The sequence below is a fragment of the Rhizobium ruizarguesonis genome, from assembly GCF_012349115.1.
GTDB classification, from domain to species: Bacteria; Pseudomonadota; Alphaproteobacteria; order Rhizobiales; family Rhizobiaceae; genus Rhizobium; species Rhizobium ruizarguesonis.
On sequence record NZ_PQIG01000090.1, the window covers coordinates 1 to 17,595 of the forward strand.

At 62.1% G+C, this 17,595-nt stretch carries 15 protein-coding genes and 1 pseudogene; 7 read left to right on the top strand and 9 right to left on the bottom strand.

Annotated elements, in window-relative coordinates; translation table 11 throughout:
* The first annotated feature begins 141 nt into the window (after positions 1–141).
* Positions 142–1,569 (top strand): DUF1254 domain-containing protein, encoded by a 1,428-nt coding sequence (locus C3Y91_RS22880; RefSeq protein ID WP_210267747.1) that lies wholly within the window; start codon positions 142–144, stop codon positions 1,567–1,569.
* Here the strand turns inward: C3Y91_RS22880 and C3Y91_RS22885 are convergent.
* Positions 1,563–3,137, bottom strand: a complete 1,575-nt coding sequence (locus C3Y91_RS22885) for a carboxylesterase family protein (protein WP_168575818.1) — start codon at positions 3,135–3,137, stop codon at positions 1,563–1,565. The genes C3Y91_RS22880 and C3Y91_RS22885 overlap by 7 nt on opposite strands.
* Positions 3,138–3,598: 461 nt before the next feature.
* Between C3Y91_RS22885 and C3Y91_RS22890 the strand changes: the two genes are divergently transcribed.
* Positions 3,599–4,156, top strand: coding sequence for a dihydrofolate reductase family protein (locus tag C3Y91_RS22890; RefSeq protein WP_018068502.1), 558 nt, complete (start codon positions 3,599–3,601; stop codon positions 4,154–4,156).
* Between the two features lie 225 nt (positions 4,157–4,381).
* Here C3Y91_RS22890 and C3Y91_RS22895 read toward each other — a convergent pair whose 3' ends face one another.
* Together C3Y91_RS22895 and C3Y91_RS22900 are read right to left on the bottom strand one after the other, a co-directional pair.
* Entirely contained in the window at positions 4,382–4,708 is a 327-nt protein-coding gene (locus C3Y91_RS22895; protein ID WP_018069196.1) for an NIPSNAP family protein, read from the bottom strand.
* 673 nt (positions 4,709–5,381) lie between these two features.
* Positions 5,382–6,293, bottom strand: a complete 912-nt coding sequence (locus tag C3Y91_RS22900) for a DUF1499 domain-containing protein (protein WP_168575834.1) — start codon at positions 6,291–6,293, stop codon at positions 5,382–5,384.
* Positions 6,294–6,632: 339 nt separating this feature from the next.
* On the opposite strand from C3Y91_RS22900, the gene C3Y91_RS22905 reads away from it, so the two are divergent.
* Positions 6,633–7,025 (top strand): hypothetical protein, encoded by a 393-nt coding sequence (locus C3Y91_RS22905; RefSeq protein ID WP_168575819.1) that lies wholly within the window; start codon positions 6,633–6,635, stop codon positions 7,023–7,025.
* Between the two features lie 60 nt (positions 7,026–7,085).
* Here C3Y91_RS22905 and C3Y91_RS22910 read toward each other — a convergent pair whose 3' ends face one another.
* The gene (locus C3Y91_RS22910; protein ID WP_003546063.1) at positions 7,086–7,331 is read right to left on the bottom strand and encodes a hypothetical protein; all 246 of its coding nucleotides are present in this window, start codon (positions 7,329–7,331) and stop codon (positions 7,086–7,088) included.
* 123 nt (positions 7,332–7,454) lie between these two features.
* Here C3Y91_RS22910 and C3Y91_RS22915 point away from each other — a divergent pair, with 123 nt between their 5' ends.
* The 3 genes and pseudogenes from C3Y91_RS22915 (at position 7,455) to C3Y91_RS22920 (ending at position 8,241) form a co-directional block, all read left to right on the top strand.
* On the top strand, positions 7,455–7,652 hold the full coding sequence (locus C3Y91_RS22915) for a hypothetical protein (protein ID WP_012756389.1): 198 nt from the start codon (positions 7,455–7,457) through the stop codon (positions 7,650–7,652).
* Positions 7,653–7,721: 69 nt separating this feature from the next.
* A pseudogene (locus C3Y91_RS38715) lies at positions 7,722–7,843 on the top strand (endonuclease domain-containing protein); the annotation flags it as partial.
* Positions 7,844–7,962: 119 nt separating this feature from the next.
* Positions 7,963–8,241, top strand: a complete 279-nt coding sequence (locus C3Y91_RS22920; protein ID WP_168575820.1) for a hypothetical protein — start codon at positions 7,963–7,965, stop codon at positions 8,239–8,241.
* Positions 8,242–8,278: 37 nt separating this feature from the next.
* Here the strand turns inward: C3Y91_RS22920 and ppdK are convergent, their stop codons facing one another.
* From ppdK to relB, 4 genes are all read right to left on the bottom strand, one after another.
* Positions 8,279–10,987, bottom strand: coding sequence for a pyruvate, phosphate dikinase (ppdK, locus tag C3Y91_RS22925; RefSeq protein WP_168575821.1), 2,709 nt, complete (start codon positions 10,985–10,987; stop codon positions 8,279–8,281).
* A gap of 624 nt (positions 10,988–11,611) precedes the next feature.
* On the bottom strand, positions 11,612–15,073 hold the full coding sequence (locus C3Y91_RS22930) for a chromosome segregation SMC family protein (RefSeq protein ID WP_168575822.1): 3,462 nt from the start codon (positions 15,071–15,073) through the stop codon (positions 11,612–11,614).
* 258 nt (positions 15,074–15,331) lie between these two features.
* A complete protein-coding gene (locus C3Y91_RS22935; protein ID WP_018484548.1) occupies positions 15,332–16,102 on the bottom strand; it encodes a DsbA family protein in 771 nt (256 codons plus the stop codon).
* Positions 16,103–16,315: 213 nt separating this feature from the next.
* A complete protein-coding gene (gene relB, locus C3Y91_RS22940) occupies positions 16,316–16,540 on the bottom strand; it encodes a type II toxin-antitoxin system RelB family antitoxin (RefSeq protein WP_018495459.1) in 225 nt (74 codons plus the stop codon).
* Between the two features lie 58 nt (positions 16,541–16,598).
* On the opposite strand from relB, the gene C3Y91_RS22945 reads away from it, so the two are divergent.
* The gene (locus tag C3Y91_RS22945) at positions 16,599–16,964 is read left to right on the top strand and encodes a hypothetical protein (RefSeq protein ID WP_130686031.1); all 366 of its coding nucleotides are present in this window, start codon (positions 16,599–16,601) and stop codon (positions 16,962–16,964) included.
* 33 nt (positions 16,965–16,997) lie between these two features.
* On the opposite strand, the gene C3Y91_RS22950 is transcribed toward C3Y91_RS22945, so the two are convergent.
* A complete protein-coding gene (locus tag C3Y91_RS22950; RefSeq protein ID WP_168575823.1) occupies positions 16,998–17,495 on the bottom strand; it encodes a DUF721 domain-containing protein in 498 nt (165 codons plus the stop codon).
* Positions 17,496–17,595 lie beyond the last annotated feature (100 nt).

The following is a 17,595-nucleotide window of genomic DNA, read 5'->3' on the forward strand; positions in this document are numbered from 1 at the left end:
CACTTTGAATCTACGCATCGTGCTTTCCGAAAATCGATTCCGATTTTCGGGCCGATGCCATGGCCGTCAACACGCCTCCAGCATCTCACCTGAACCGCCGCCCCAGGCTTCGAACCGACTGTTATCGATGAGGACATGATGATGATCAAACGTGCAATATCACTCACGGTAGGACTTGTTGTCGGTCTTTCCCTTTCGGAAGCCGCTTTTGCTCAGGAGGCGATTTCGGAGCAGGAGGCGCATAACATCGGCGTCGATGCCTACGTCTACTTCTACCCGCTGCTGTCGATGGACGTCACCCGGAAGCAGTTCACCAATGTCGAGCCCGGCAAGGAGTTTGGCAAAGGGCCGATGAATATGTTCGTGAATGTTCCGGAGTATCCCCCTGCCGATTTCAAAGGCGTCGTGCGTTCGAATTTCGATACGCTTTACTCCATTGCGTGGCTGGACCTTACCAAGGAGCCGCTGATCATTTCCGCGCCGGATACGGCCGGACGCTATTATCTCCTGCCGATGCTCGACATGTGGACGGATGTCTTCGCATCGCCGGGCTGGCGGACGACGGGAACGGCGGCAGGGCAGTTTCTCGTCACGCCGCCCGATTGGACGGGGACGGTGCCGGACGGCGTGACGCGGCTTGCCGCGCCGACCCCGTATGTCTGGATCATCGGACGCACCAAGACGGACGGACCTGCGGATTACGCTGCCGTGCATGCAATTCAAGCAGGCTACACGGTCACGCCGCTGTCTGACTGGGGCAAGGCGGCCCAGCCGGTTACGGCCAAGATCGACCCGAGCGTCGATATGAAAACGCCGCCGAAGATTCAGGTCGATACCATGGCGGCCGCGACATACTTCACCTACGCTGCCGAACTGCTGAAGCTGCACCCGCCCCACATGACCGACCAGCCGATCATCGCCCGGATGAAACGCATCGGAATCGAGCCCGGCAAGAGCTTCGACTTCGATAAGCTCGCCCCCGCCGTCAAGAAGGCGCTCGAAGATGCGCCCGAAGCAGCCCAGCAGCTGATGGCGTGGAAGGTGCCGACCCTTTCGCGCGTTGCGAATGGCTGGTCGATGAATACCGACACCATGGGCGTCTACGGAAATTACTACCTGAAGCGGGCGATCGTCACGCAATTCGGGCTCGGCGCCAATCTTCCTGAAGACGCCATCTACCCGCTGAACCTGTTCGACGAAACCGGCAAGCCGCTCGATGGCGCCAACAAGTACATGATTCACTTCGAGAAAGGAGCAACGCCGCCGGTGAACGCTTTCTGGTCGATCACCCTCTACGACGCGGAAGGTTTCCAGGTGGCAAGCGTGCTCAACCGGTTTGCGGCCAGCAGCTGGATGCCGTTCAAGATCAATGCCGACGGCTCTCTCGACCTCTATTTCCAGAACGAGAGCCCCGGCAAAGACAAGGAAGCCAACTGGCTGCCCGCACCCAAGGGGCCGTTCAACCTCACCATGCGTCTCTACAGCCCAAAGGCCGAAGCCCTCACCGGCAAATGGAATCCCCCTCCGATCACCAAGGTTCAGGGTTTGCCGAGCTTAGCCGCTCAGTGACGGGCCTCCCAATAGCTTTGCCAGAGGTCGAGCCTGAGTTTGAGCGGATCTTCTCCGAACGTCACGCTGTGATTGGTGAAGTCGATGACCCTGTGGACGAAGGGGTCGTGGTGAGGCCATTTTGGCCGTGAGCCTCCATTGGGGTCACCGCTCGTTGCAAATTCGACCCAGTAAGCACTCGCCAATGTGGCCATGGCCCAGTCGGCAGGCGTAACCTTGTCTTTCACCAGTGCGTCTGGAATGTCGAACGTAAACGGAATTTCGAAGCCGTGCGGAGTGCCTTTCCATGCCGGATCGTTGCGGAGAGCCTCGGCGACATAGGAGAAACGATACCACCACGTCGGCTGACCAGCGCGGATCATCTCGTCAGCGAGGTGGCGGGACGGTTCGACAAGCGTTTTGTCGGCCAGAACCTGCTGCTTCAGCTCATCGAGCGTCTGTTGGCCGGTCGGATCGTAGAGGGTGCGGGCTTCGGCTGCATGCTTCCCGAATAGTGCGAAGAGATCGTCTTTCGTCGCGGCCTGACCGAGACCCAGATCTCGATCGTTTGCCCCGACGATGACCGGAACCGGCGCTTGACGGCCTGCCGCAAAAGCCGCTTCCGGCGTTTCGAGCAAAAACCGTCCGTCAATAATCGCGCCTGAAACGCCGAGGACGGGCTCGCCTGTCGACATTCCCGCCAGGACGTCTTGTGCCGATGCACCTTCGGTCAGCTTTTCCGCAGGCAGCGCCCGAAGGGCGTTGAGAGCGCCGGCATCGCTGCCATTGATCCCCAGAGAAGCCGCATAGTCCAACGCGGTTTTCTCTGCTTCTTTCAGAGGTGACAAGGGCGTGCTCTCAGCACGCGCGGCAGGCAGACCCGGTGACTGTAGAATGGCGCCCCGGAAAAGCCCCCGTGACAACGGCGATATCATGTGCGCCATCACCGAGCCGCCACCGGCCGACTCTCCGAATATCGTCACTTTCTTCGGATCGCCGCCGAAGGCTTCGATATTTTGCTGGACCCATTTCAAGGCTGCAAGCTGGTCCATGTAACCATAGTTGCCGACGGGCTCGTCAGGGGATTCCTTTATCAGCGCCGGATGGGCAAAATAACCCAGTCGGCCCATGCGGTAGTTCATGCTGACGAACACAACTCTGCGGGCGGCCAGCTGGCCACCGGGATATTGAGGGGTGTTTCCATGGACAAGAACGCCGCCGTAGATCCAAACCATCACCGGCAGCGGCGTTCGGGAACGCTTGACGGGTGTCCAGACATTGAGGGTCAAACAATCCTCTGACTTCGGCAGGTCGTCGGTCTGCATGCAGGACGGGCCGAAATCGCGGGCATCCTTGATACCGCTCCATGTCTCCACTGGTCTCGGATTGCGCCATCTCAGATCACCAACCGGCGGTGCCGCATAGGGTATGCCTTTGAAGCTGACGACCGTGCCCGACCTCTCACCCTTCAGCATTCCGCTGTCGATTGTAACGGTGTCGTCTGCCGCACCCAATCGTGGCGCGAACGTCAGTTGATACGATGCGACGGCCAAAAAGAGCAGGAACTTGCGACTGCCGTCCACAAACACTGCACTCTCCAACGCCAAGTTGAGACAGTTTGAGAGCAAAATACTCCCATGGAGCGGCAACGAAAAGGGACCGTCCTACGTCGCTAAAGTGCGCTATCGCTCCACGGCAGGTTTCGGCTCGATCCGCTCAGAGTTTAGCGAAAACGCATCCCCAACCTCTGTGATACCAGGCCCTGAGCCTATGCGCACCGACACATCTTCCCCGAACGACCAGGGAAACATGCCAGCGGCTTCCCGCCGCTGGTCTCCCTGATCGGCCCCTTGTGAGATAGGGCAGTACCCAAAATCCGTATTCGGGATGTCGGCGTCAGCGTCGCTCGAGCGTCCTTGGGAACATCAAGACCGTCCGCCCGCGCTCTCCGCATGCCTGAACGAGCTTTTGCATCAATAGCCCATCCGCAGAGCGAATTCCCACCGCCCCAGTTTGGAAAAGACCAAAGGAGATAAAAGTGTCTGCATCAGTGCTCTTCATGTCCATGTCACTGGACGGGTATATCGCCGGGCCCAACGATGAAGTGGGCAATCCCGGCGGCGACGACTTTATGCGGTTGCACGAGTGGTACGGGGATTTTTCCCGACCGACCGGACCGGTCGGACAATTGTGGGACGAATGGAACGCGCCAGGTGCGATTCTGGCGGGTCGGCGAACCGTGGAGCAGGTCGATCACTGGGGCGGTGACAATCACGGTGTCGCGATCTTCGTACCCAGTCACAGGCCGCCCGGGCCATCCGTCGCGAATTATCCGTTGGTCAAATACGTGAGCGACGGGATCGAGAGCGCAATGGCGCAAGCGAAGGCCGCCGCCGGGGACCGGGACGTGTTGATGCTTGGCGCGTATACGGCGCAACGGGCGCTGGAAGCTGGCGTGCTCGACGAACTGCAAATACACCAGGTTCCAGTCTTGTTCGGATGTGGCCGCCGAATGTTCGAAGTCTTACCATCGCGCGTCGAGTTGGAGATCGTTCGGGTGATCGATACACCCGAGGCCACGCACATCCGCTACCGCGTCCGCCGCTGAGCCCGCCGACCCAGCCGTCACTCGTTTGTGGTCGCCAGCATCAAGGCACGGAGGGACCTATGGACTATCGGCTCCTAATCAAGCGGCCTACGGGATAGAGCCGGAGATCGGCATCCCGTTCGGGCAGCGTTGGCGATATCCTAGGAGCTGCCGTTCTTCATCGCTTCCGCGGATGACCAGATCGGGTGGAATTCCGACCGGCGGCAAGCGGGGATCGGTGGTGTCCTACTTTACGGCCGAAAAGGCGGTCGGTGACAACAGCTGGCTAGAGATATTGGAAAGGATTTGCCCGTCGCGCTCTGACTCGTCGCGGACCTTAAGCCATGCAGGATCAGTGGTGAAGGCTTTCCATTTCACCTCGCGATCGGCTAGCGATTCCCAGGCGATGAGATAGGTGAGACGCTGGCTGCTTTCGCCCACGATTGTGGTGAAGAAACCCGCCTGCTTGATGCCGTGCTTGTCCCATATTGCCAGCGTATGTTCGGCAAAGCGGTTGAGCAGCGCGGGCAATCGGCCGGGCAGGCAGTCGTAAATTCTGAGCTCGTAGATCACAGTCTTGCTTCCTTATGTCCCTTGAGAACGACATATGTTTGGCACTTGCTCCCTGCGCCCACAATGTCCTCAAAACTTGCAGCAACGGCAATTTCACGGTGGATCCGTCAATATCCCTATTAGGACGGGCCCTGCAGGTATGTGCGAACCGCTAATCTTCTGTCAATCCGATCGCCTGTGTTTAGGCGTGGCAATTATGACCCCCCTGGTGATGAAGATCAGTGCTTGGCCTGCCCGGCGCTGGCCGGGGTTGCAAAGGGTGGGCCCAGGATCTGCTCTAGCCTTACCGGGATCGAGCCACTGGTCTCTACCGTCGTGAGGCCGATGGGAACGGAGAGGCTGCCGCAAGTCCCTTCTCCCCTCGGGGAGAAGGTGCCGGCAGGCGGATGAGGGGGCCACACGGCACACCCTCCCGACACCCTGAACACTGTCGAGACAATGCCGTCGCGGCCGAAGCCCGCATGGACGTTGTTGGAAAGACCGGCTTCGCAGGCCCCCTCATCCGCCCTACGGGCACCTTCTCCCCGCTGGGGAGAAGAGGGAATCGAGAGGTTGCTGCCCGAAGGGCGTCGAATCTGCCGCACCCTATCCCGGCCCTTCGCTTTGGGCTCAGGGCGTTCGCAACTGCAATCGATTCGCCGGATCGATTGCTGGCGCTCTGCGCCACCGTTGCTCACCCACCCGCAATCCCTAAGAGTTCGGCATCCAGCGCCTTCAAATAATCCCCGGCGATCTCGGCGCTGAAGCCGAGGTCGTGTTGGCCGTAGCGGGAGGCGACGCGGATGTCGACGAAGGTGGTTTCGGCCTCTTCGCGGAGCCGAATGATGATATCGAAGCGCAGGCCGAGGATGAGCGTGCGGGTGGTGCCCTGCAGCGTCACGCCGTTGACGCCGCGGATCAGCTTGGCAACGTCGTCGTCATAGGGGCGCGGCGTCGGCACCGGGATGGTATCGGGCGCATCGGCCACCGCATCGTCGCCCGGCTGCGGCGGCTTGACCGGTCTGTCCTCGGGATCGCGGCCGGGCTCGGTATCGCCGCTGCTTTTCGTGATGGTCATGCCGCTCATCTTGGCGACCTTGCGCACCGCTTCGAGCACCCGGTCGAGCGCGCCTTCATAGCGCCGGCCGGTGAGTTCGGGATAGGCGGCGAGCTGCTTTTCACGATCCTCCGGCGTCACCTGCACGTTTCGCTTCAGCCAGATCTGGTCGGAGTGCGGCGGCGAAAGCCAGTCGGGTGCGGAGACCGGATCGGTGGAAACGTCGTAGATATCAGGCAGTGTCATGTAACGCTCGGTGGCATAGGCGCCGAGGCCGAGCGGAAAGGCGGCAAAGATCAGCGCCGCCAGCGCCGCCAGCCCGCCCTCGGCCCCCGTCATCCAGAGGCTGCGCAGCCCGACTGCGGCAAGCATGACGGAAAGCAGCGCGCCGCCGGCGGCGGCAATCAAGAGCAGCACCAGATAGGGTGTGGCGAGGCCGCCGAAGCGATGGGCGATCATCACCGCCAGCGCCAGCACCAGGGAAAACGCCGCGAGCAGCCGCGAAAAGCGGGCGGCGTTGGAAACGGGGCGGTCGAAGCGGATGGCCATCAAACTTACCGGTTGCTCGTCAGCGCCCGCGCGTTCGACCACGCAAATCGCCTCACCCCTGTTTAGAGCATGATGCCGAAAAGTGTGAAGCGGTTTTCGGACGACATCATGCTCTATTCTTTGATTTAGATCCGGATTCAGATTTTAGGCCGGCCCGGCCTAAAATCATCCGGATCTGGGGCAAGATTCGGCTAAATTGAAACTATTGTCTGAGGCATTGCGTTGGAATCCACGGCGAAGGCCATGGCGAAACGGCGGTTGCTTCATAAGCCCTTGCTGATATGTCAAAAAAAGGTCATTCTGCCGGGGTTTTATCTCCAGATGTAGAGGAGAGACGGGATGATTTCACCCGAGATTGCAGCAAGGCCGCAGGCGTCTGCGCTTGGCGGGATCGACCACCAGTCCGAGCCGATGCTGCCGATGGAGCTGCTTGAGCTCGAACTTTCGCTTGAAGGTTATGCCGGCGGCGATGCCGGCTTCTGCGAGGCGGTGCGCCAGGCGGCGGCACGTTCCGGCGGCGAATTGCTGTTCGACCTTCCAGCCGGGGGCCTGGTCCAGGATTGCCGGTGCATCGCCGTGCTGCGCATTCCTGATGACGGCCAGGAGATGCGCGTCGTGCTGGCGCTGCTCGACGATCACGGCACGGAGATCCGCATGCAGGCGCCCGATGAAGAGACCGCGCCGCTGGTGCGTTTCGCAGATGCCTTCATCGAATTGCTGGAACGGATCTGAGTTTCATTTTTTTACGCAATTCCGGACGGAAAACCGCTTCACACTTTTCCTGGAATTGCTCTACCGGCGCTCGGCCGCAGCTTCCGCAACGCTGCGGAAGGGAAACTTGCGCCCGCATTCGCACTTGATGACGAAATTTTCCTGGTGGTTGGACGGCCGCTGCACACCAAAGCCGCGCGGCAGCTGATCGACCTTGAAATCCGGGTGCTTGCGCTTGGGATCGTCAACTTCCGAGGCTTCGGCAAAGCCCTCATTGCCGCATTGCGGACAGTTCAGTTTTTTCGAAAATCGATCGCGAAGGGCCATGCTCGTTCCAGTTTTGCAAGCTTTCCTCATACATAGGAATGGCCCTCATGCATAGAAAGGTTGGCAAGCGAAAGTGGAACCAAGTGCCGAGGCTGCCGTTCCTTTTTCGAAAAGGAGGCACTCATGCCCAACAAAGACCCGATCCCGACACCCAATGCCGACACACCGCGCGGCCCGACGCCCACCCCCGGCATTCCCGACCCCATCCAGCAAAAACCGCCGCTGACACCGGCGCAGGATCCGGCCGATACGAAGAACCCGCAGGATCCGCCGCTCAATCCGGCGCTGCTGCCGATCGGGGATCCGGCTGGGGCGGCTTGAAAGGGGTGAGCGGCAAAGCCGCGAATGCACTGACCGCAAGCGAAGGGCAAACGAACGGCCTGCCGAGCGGCCCCCTCATCCGACCCTTCGGGCCACCTTCTCCCCGCTGTGGAGAAGGGAATATGCCGCCACGTCTCGATTCCCTCTTCTCCCCTCGGGGAGAAGGTGCCCGTAGGGCGGATGAGGGGGCTGCACGGTACACGGGCTCGCGTAGTCACCCAGCTCTCAGCGATCTCCTGGACCAAGAGCAGCTTGACGCCCTCGCCCGAATGGCCTTTCCTCTGAGAAAAGCATCCCAAGGATCAAACCAATGCGCATTCGTCTTCTCATCACCGTCCTGGCCACCATCGTCGCTGGGCTCTCGGCCTGCCAGACGATGACGCCGGAGGAGCGGCGGGCGGCGGATGAGCAGCGGTGCCTGAGCTATGGCTTCCGCCGCGGCACGGATGGTTTTGCCACCTGCCTGCAGCGCATCGATCTCGACCGGCGCGCCGAATCGCGGGCGCAGAGTGCCGAGATGATGAACAACATGGCCTGGGAGCTGAACGGGCCTTATATCTACCGCGATCGCTGGCGGCATCACCACTGAGTGCCGCGGGCGCCCTGCCCCCGGCTCCACCGATATCTTACACGGTTGCCCGCAGGTCTTTCGGACCGCGCCTGATCTCTTCCAGACTGCCTGCAATCACCGCCTGCGCCGCCGCAAGCCTGGCGATCGGCACGCGGAACGGCGAGCAGGAGACATAGTCGAGGCCGATCGTCTCGCAGAAGCGGATCGAGGCCGGGTCGCCGCCATGTTCGCCGCAGATGCCGAGCTTCATGTCGTTGCGGGTGCGCCTGCCGCGTTCGGCGGCGATGCTGATCAATTCGCCGACACCGTCGAAATCGAGCGAGATGAAGGGATCGTGCTCGATGATGCCCTTGCGCTGATAGGTGGGGATGAAGGCCGAGGCGTCGTCGCGTGAAATGCCGAAGGTGGTCTGCGTCAGGTCGTTGGTGCCGAAGGAGAAGAATTCGGCGGCTTCGGCAATCACATGGGCGCGAAGGGCTGCACGCGGCAGCTCGATCATCGTGCCGACGAGATAATCGATCTTCATGCCGGCCTCGTTCATGACGTCGCCGGCGACGTCATCGATGCGCGCCTTGACGTAATCGAGCTCGGAGCGGAGGCCGACGAGCGGCACCATGATCTCCGGCACGACGGCGGCCCCGGTCTCCTGGGCCGCGGCAATCGCCGCCTCGAAGATGGCACGGGCCTGCATCTCGACGATTTCGGGATAGGAGATCGCCAGCCGGCAGCCGCGGTGGCCGAGCATCGGGTTGAACTCGTGCAGCGCATCGACGCGCTGGCGAAGCACGGATGCTTCCATGCCCATGGCGAACGCCACTTCGGCCACCTCGTCATCGGTCTTCGGCAGGAATTCGTGCAGCGGCGGATCGAGCAGGCGGATCGTCACCGGCAGGCCGTGCATGACGGTGAAGAGGCCGGTGAAATCCAGCCGCTGCATCGGCAGCAGCTTGTCGAGCGCCAGCCGCCTGCCCTTTTCATCGACGGCAAGGATCATCTCGCGCATCACATGGATGCGCTCGCCCTCGAAGAACATGTGTTCGGTGCGGCAAAGTCCGATGCCTTCGGCGCCGAAGGAGCGGGCGGCCAGCGCATCGGCCGGCGTATCGGCATTGGTGCGCACCGTCATGCGCCGGGCGCGGTCGGCCCAGCCCATGATGCGGCCGAAATCGCCCGACAGCGCCGGCTGGATCATCGGCACCTCGCCCCTCAGCACCTGGCCGGCCGAGCCGTCGATGGTGATGATATCGCCCTTCTTCAGCGTGACGCCGACGCCGAGCAGCCGCTCGTTGCGTTGATCGATGCGCATGGTGCCGGCACCGACGACGCAGGGGATGCCCATGCCGCGGGCAACGACCGCCGCATGGCTGGTCATGCCACCGCGCGTCGTCAGGATGCCTTCGGCGGCATGCATGCCGTGAATATCCTCGGGGCTGGTCTCGACCCTGAGCAGGATGACCTTACGGCCTTCAGCTTCCGCCTCGACCGCCTCTTCGGCGGTAAAGACGATGGCGCCAGTGGCAGCGCCGGGCGAAGCCGGCAGCCCGGTGCCGATCACCTGGCGGGTGACGCGCGGATCGATTGTCGGATGCAGCAGCTGGTCGAGGCTGGAGGGCTCGATGCGCAGCACCGCCTCGTCCTCGGTGATCACCCCCTCGTCGACCATGTCGACGGCGATCTTCATTGCCGCTCGGGTCGAGCGCTTGCCTGAACGGGTCTGCAGCATCCACAGCCTGCCGCGCTCGATGGTGAATTCGATATCCTGCATGTCGCGGTAATGGATCTCGAGCTCGGTGCAGATGCCGCAGAGCTCGCGAAACGCCTCCGGCATCAGCTTTTCCATCGAGGGTTTTTCGGAGCCGGAGGAAATCCGTCCCTCCTCGGTGATGCTTTGCGGCGTGCGAATGCCGGCAACGACATCTTCGCCCTGGGCATTGACCAGGAATTCGCCGTAAAGCGCCCTCTCGCCGGTCGAGGGATTGCGGGTGAAGGCAACGCCGGTGGCGGACGCATTGCCGAGATTGCCGAAGACCATCGCCTGGATGTTGATCGCCGTGCCCCAGCCTTCCGGAATATTGTGGAGCTGGCGGTAGGTGACGGCGCGCGCGCTCATCCAGCTGGAAAAGACGGCGCCGACCGCGCCCCAGAGCTGGACTTCGGGATCCTGCGGGAATTCCTGCTCCAGCTCCTCCTCGATCAGCTTCTTGTAGAGCGAGACGATATGCTGCCATTCCGAGGCGCTGAGTTCGGTATCGAATTCATGGCCGAGCTTGGCCTTCTCGTCTTCCAGGATCTCCTCAAAGGCGTCGTTGCCGAGGCCCATGACGACATCGGCATACATCTGGATGAAACGGCGGTAGCTGTCCCAGGCAAAACGCGCGTCGCCGGCATCATGGCCGAGCGCCTGCACCGTCTCGTCGTTGAGGCCGAGATTGAGCACCGTATCCATCATGCCCGGCATCGAGACGCGGGCGCCGGAGCGCACCGACAAGAGCAGCGGCTGGCTGACGGAGCCGAAGTGACGGCCGGTGACCGCTTCGATCGCCGATATGCCGGCGCGCACCTCAGCCTTCACCGCATCCTCGATATGGCGGCCGTTCTTGTAATAGGTGTTGCAGGCGTCGCTGACGATCGTCAGCCCCGGCGGCACCGGCAGTCCGAGCGCGCACATTTCCGCCAGATTGGCGCCCTTGCCGCCCAAAATCTCGTGATCGCGCGCCCGGCCCTCAGCCTGCCCGTCGCCGAACCTATAGACCCACTTGGTCATCTTCCCCCCAACACCAAATCGGGATTAGCTTAATCCGTTGGTGTTGAAATGAAAATCGACAAATGCGGCGGAATGTTGCGCTGCACAATAAATCTTGGCTGCAGGAGGCGTCGAAACGGTTGAAAGGTGCCCAAACAGAAAACAAGGCACAAAAAAAGCTTTGCGGGACTGCAACAATGTCCCGCAAAGCCTTGTTTCCGTCCGGCCAGGAAAACCGGACGGGGGGTCCCTCAACCCAGGAACGATTCAGCTTTTTATAAAACAGAACCGCTCTGACCTCGTCTTACGCAATTCCTGGGAAAATGGATCGCTACTTCCCAAGATTTGCTCTCGGTTTCCGGTTCTTGCCCTCGCCCGGAAAACCGCACGCAAATTCGACAATGCGCAACCTTTGGTCGCTCGCTTTCCAGCAGAGTAATTAGGTTGCGTTGAAACAACTTCTAATGCAAGTCAGCGAAAAGAGCATCACCCAAATGGGGTACAGGCCGCAAGGAAGCCGACCTTTTTTGGTGTTTATTTCTTGTCAGTTGATTTTGCGCAATTTCTGGGCGCAAAACCGCGCCATACCTTTGCTGAAATTGCGTCTGCGCTCGCAGAGACCGCAAATGCTCTCCTCACAAAACCTCAGGCAATCTCGCGCAGGCGCTCGGCCATTTGCAGGTCGACGGAGACGAGTTGGGAGACGCCCTGCTCGGCCATGGTGACGCCGAAGAGGCGGTTCATGCGGGCCATGGTGATCGGATTGTGGGTGATGATGACGAAGCGGGTTTCGGTGGAGGCCGCCATTTCGTCCATCAGGTTGCAGTAGCGCTCGACATTGTGGTCGTCGAGCGGCGCGTCCACTTCGTCGAGCACGCAGATCGGCGCCGGATTGGTGAGGAAGACGGCGAAGATCAGCGCCATGGCCGTCAGCGCCTGTTCGCCGCCGGAGAGCAGCGTCATGGTCTGCGGCTTCTTGCCGGGCGGACGGGCGAGGATTTCGAGGCCGGCTTCCAGCGGATCGTCGGATTCGATCAGTTGCAGCTCGGCGGTGCCGCCGCCGAAAAGATGGGTGAACAGCCGCTGGAACTGGGCGTTGACGATGTCGAAGGCGGCGATCAGCCGCTCGCGGCCCTCGCGGTTGAGGCTCTGGATGGCGCCGCGCAGCTTGCGGATCGCATCGATGACGTCGTCGCGTTCCTTGATCAGCGCTTCGAGCTTCTCGCTCAGCTCCTTCTGTTCCTCGTCGGCGCGCAGGTTGACGGCGCCCAGCCGCTCGCGCTCGATCCTCAGGCGTTCCAGCTCGCGCTCGACCTCGCGCGGATCGGGAAGCGCCTGCATGGTCGGGCGGCCGGTCAGCTGCAGCGCCTCATGCGGGGCGACATTCAGGACCTCGCGGATACGGCCTTCGCTTTCCTGCCGCTTCTCGCGGGCCGAAACCAGGCGCTCCTCGGCGCGGCCGCGGCGTTCGCGGCATTCGGCAAGTTCCGAGAGTGCGGTCGTTGCCTTCTGGTCGGCTTCGCGCTGGATGCGTTCGGCCTCGGCCAGAAGATCGCTGGCCTGGCGGCGCGCCTCCTCGGCCTTCTGCAATTCGCTGAGCAGAGCGCGGCGTTTGTCGTCGAATTCATCCGGCGCCAGTTCGAGCTCGGCTGCCTCGTCCCGCGCCTCTTCCTCACGCTCGCGCAGTGTGGCGACATGATCTTCGGCGCTTGCCGCCCGCTGGCGCCAGGTGTCGCGCTCCTGGCCGATCGCCATGATGCGGCGCTGGCGGGCTTCGTTTTCGCGAGCGAGGCTCTCATGGCGGGCGCGGCTTTCGGCCAGCGCGCCGCGATCGGTGGCCACTTCCGCCTGCTGGAACCGCAGCCGCTCGTCGATCGCGGTCAGATCAGGCGCGTCTTCCAGCTCGATGCGGGCATTTTCTTCCTGGACGGCGATCTCTTCCAGCTGCGCGCGCAACTGGCTCGCAGCCTCGCTGACGACATCGCGGCGGCGAATGAGTTCGCCGGAGGCACGCTCGGCAGCAACAAGCGCGTCGCGCGCGTCGGCCAAATGACGTGCCGACAGACGGCTCATGTCACGCGCCTCGGCAAGCCGGCGCTCCTCCGCGCGGATCGCCTCGGCGGCGGCTGCCTGCCGCTCTTCGGCTTCTGCAAGCACGTCGCGGGCAAGGGCGGCTTCGCTTTCGAGTTCGGCCAGGCGGTTCTTCTGGGCAAGGCGCAGGGCCGCTGCACTCGGGGCATCGGCACCGGTGACGTGGCCGTCCCAGCGATAGACCGCACCCTCTTTCGTCACCAGCCGCTGGCCGGGCTTCAGCGCCGCCATCAGCGACTGCGCCTCCCCTTCAGCGACCAGGCCGATCTGGCGCAGGCGGCGGGTGAGTGCTGCCGGCGCACGGACATGGGCCAGCAGCGGCGCAACACCGGATGGAAGTGCCGGATCGCCAGCGCCATCGCCATTGTCGGACCAATGGGCCGGCGCCTCGGCATCGAGCGGCGATTCCAGATCGTCGCCGAGGGCGGCGCCCAGCGCCGTCTCAAAGCCGCGGTCGACCTTCAGCTCGTCGGCAACCGGCGGAAATTTGCCGGCCGCAGCACCGGCGGCGAGCATGCGGGAAATGGTGCGGGCCTCGGTTTCCAGCGCATTCAGCGCCGAACGGGCCTGCTCGACCGGCGCGCGCGACAGCGCCTCGGTCTGGCGGGCTGCGGCAAGCGCCTGTTCGACCACCTGAACGGCCGCTTCCGCGTCGGCGACGGCAATCTCGCCGGCCTCGACGATGGCGCGTTTTTCGTCGGGATCGGGCAGGCCGGCAATCTTCTCGCCGACGGCTGACAGTTCCTGGTTTGCCTCGTCCATCTGCCGTTCGAGGCGCATCCGGCGGTCGGTGAGATCGCGGATGGCGCGCTCCAGCTGGTTGCGGCCGGCGGCGGCCTCGGCGCGCTCGGCCGTCAGCTGGGTGAAGATGCGCTCGCTATCGGCAAGTTTTGCCGCCGCGCCCTCGAAGGCCTCGCGGGTTTCCTCGGCATAACGGCCGGAATCGGCAAGGATTTCTGAAATCTCCGCCTCTTCGGCATCGAGCCTCGCCAGGATGACGGCATTGTCGGCCACCAACCGCTGCTCGCGGCTTATATCCTCGGCAAGCTGGGCGAGACGGCGGGTCAGCTCGTCACGGCGGCGCAGAATGCGGCCGGCATCTTCTTCCAGCTGGCTTCTGGCGATCTGCAGGCGCTGCAGGGCGGCAGCGGCACGCGCCTCACCCTCGCGCAGTTCCGGCAGCTTCAGGCTGGCGATAGCCTGGTTCTTCGCCGCCTCCATCTGCATCTGCGCCTTTTCGGCGACGACGGAGGTCGCCTGGTTCAAGGCACTGTCGGCCTCGGCCTCGGCCTCCTTGGCCTGCACCCAGCGGATATGCAGCAGCATCGCCTCGCGGGCGCGGATATCGGCAGACAGCGTCTTGAAGCGGTTTGCCTGGCGGGCCTGCCGCTTCAGGCTCTCGATCTGGCTTTCGAGCTGCGAGGTGACGTCGTCGAGGCGCTCGAGATTGCCTTCGGCGGCGCGCAGCCGCAGTTCGGCCTCGTGGCGGCGGGAATGCAGGCCTGAAATGCCGGCTGCCTCTTCGAGCAGCTGGCGGCGGGCCTGCGGCTTTGCCTGGATCAGCTCGCCGATGCGCCCCTGCCCGACCATCGAGGGCGACCGCGCGCCGGTGGAGGCATCGGCAAACAGCAGCTGTACGTCCTTGGCGCGGCTTTCCTTGCCGTTGATGCGATAGAGCGAGCCCTGTTCACGCTCGATGCGGCGGGTGACCTGGATCTCGTCGCTGTCGTTGAAGGCCGCAGGCGCGGTGCGCTCACCATTGTCGAGATAGAGCGCCACTTCGGCGGTGTTGCGCGCCGGGCGGTTTCCCGAGCCCGAAAAGATCACGTCGTCCATGCCGGAGGCGCGCATGTTCTTGTAGGAATTTTCGCCCATCACCCAGCGCAGCGCCTCGACGAGGTTCGACTTGCCGCAGCCGTTCGGGCCGACAACGCCGGTCAGCCCGCGTTCGATGATGAATTCCGTCGGCTCGACGAAGGATTTGAAGCCGACCAGGCGCAGCTTGTTGAACTTCATGCGGAAATATCCACGGCAGGAAGCCCCCTCATCCGCCTGCCGGCACCTTCTCCCCGCTGGGGAGAAGAAACTCGCAGTCGATGCCGTGCCCACATCATCCCTCGAATAATGGGAAGGAAAGGCCGGCGGCCTACCCCTTCTCCCCTCGGGGAGAAGGTGCCGGCAGGCGGGTGAGGGGGCCACACCAGCAAACTGCGCTGAAAACGAAAAACGGGCGCACGGCTTCCGCCGTCGCCCGTTCTATCGAAACGATCCGGTTCAGAGCAGGCTGTCGATGAGCTTCGACATGGTGTCAACCGGCATGTCTCCAGAGTAGCGCTTGCCATTGATGATGAAAGTCGGTGTGGCGTTGACGCCGAAATCCTTGGAACCTCTTTCCCGCGTGGCGTTCACTTCATCCAGAAGCTTCTGGTTCGTCAAGCATTTCGTGAAGCTATCCTCAGTAAATCCGGCAAGCTTCGACATCTGCAGCAATGCGGCGCGGCCATCATCGGCGGCGGCCCAGATCTGCTGCTGCTTGAACAGCATGGAAACCATCGGGAAATACTGTTCCGGCGTGCTCAATTGTTCCGGATTGGAGGCGCTGCAGCGGGCGAGCATGAAGGCGGCGGCGGCACGCGGGTCGAAGGGGAATTCGCGGATGATGAACTGCACCTTGCCGGCGTCGACGTACTTCTGCTTGATCGCGTCGAAGGTGGTGTTGTGGAAATGGGCGCAATGCGGGCAGGTCATCGACATATATTCGACGATCTTGACCGGGGCGTCGGCCTTGCCGAGCGCCATTTCGGGCAGCGCGCCGGGCTTCAGCACCTCAGTCATGTCGACATCGCCATCGGACTGCGGCATTTCGGTCGCCGCCGTGGCCGCCGTCTGCATGGTGTCGACATTGGTGCCGTCAGCCATGGTCTTGCCGGAGGACGAAGCATCGGCAGCGTCCTTGCTGTCGTTGCAGGCGACAAGCGCTACGGCAGCTGCGGCGATGGCGATACCGCTGAGCAGGCGGCGTTTCGTCAGTTGCATTTCGGACATCTGCATGGATTCCCCATAACTAATGAGATTGACGGCATGACTGTGCGATATAACGGCTGGCCGCCGCTCACAAGGCACGGATCACCAACTTCCTTCAAAGAATTGTGACCGCGGGAAGACGACTAGACCAAAAATTGCGAGATTGGTCCGCCTGCGAATTTTGCCGGTAGATATCGCGACGGCTGACAGCCCGTATCGGCTGGTCGATGAAACTTAGTCGTCCAACCCGTAACGCGCCGTCAGCTCGGCCAGCGGCACGGTATCGCCCTCGTCCCGGCGAAGCTCTTCCAGGCGCCTTTCGCCAAGATAGACATCTTCCAGATCGTCGAGATGCGCGAGGATAGCTTGACGCACATAGAAGCTCTTGCTGCGGCCGGTACGCTTGGAAAGCTCAATCAGCCGCGCTTCGATATCAGGGGGCAACTGCAAGACCAGCATGACTTTTCTCCCGTCTGCTCTACAAGTATAACAGACGACCATTCAGAGGGATATTTTAATGCATTCTTTGACGAAGACTTTTCTCTATTACATACTTATTGCCTCTGTAACATTGGCCCTGAACGTCACGAGCGCGCACGCCTTTGAAGACCGCGACAATATTGTTTTCAATCAGATGCTTAAATGTCTAAAGCTGCCTGCGGACGCGCCGAGTGCTTATAACTTCATGGTTGTGGCGGTCATCAAAGACGGATCTGCGGACTTTTTATCCATCAACTTCCGCACACCACCATCCGAATGGGAAAAAACGGCAGCCCCGTTGATCGCTGATGCGATCACACAGTGCGAGCCTTATAGTTCGATCTCGGGCAGGACGGAATTCGCTGTCACCCGCGAGCTTGTCGAAGCAGGATCAAAAAACTAAGCGCGTTGCGGGTCAGGTTAGGCGTTTTGCTCATCAGCGTTGATTCCCCCGCTTCCCCATTACCGCCGTGCCCAAGCGCTGGATCGCCTGGCGCAGCTTATCGTTCTCGATGCCCTCCATCATGCCCTCGAGCTTGCGGGCGGCTTCGCCATTTAGCGGCGGCGGGGTGCGGGAGCGGCGGATGGCTTGTGAGACCGGCTTCTGGACGATGCGGATCTGGTGGACGGCGGCAAAGCCGAAGAAGCTGTTGATGCGTTGGATGAGTTCGCCCTGGGCATGGGTGAGGAAGAGCGCACGCGCGCCTTCGCAGGCAATCGTCAGCACACCGGGGCGGAAGCCGCCGGTCTCATTGCCGCCGCGGGCCCAGGCGATCTTTTCCGGCCGGGTGCAATCGGCGAAATCCTCGCCGGCGATTTCGCTCCACGAGCCGAGCAGCGCCGTGTTGATGCCGGCGCGCCTCGCAAGCACGGGATCGATCAGCCCGTTCGCCAGCTCGGAGATCTGTTTTGCACCTTTGCGTGGATAACTCATCGAAACCCTTCAGCGACGCCGCCAATTCGCATGCCAATTCGCTCGTCAATTCGTGCGGGCGACTTGATCGCGCGGCATTGTTCCGCCAAGTATAGGCACT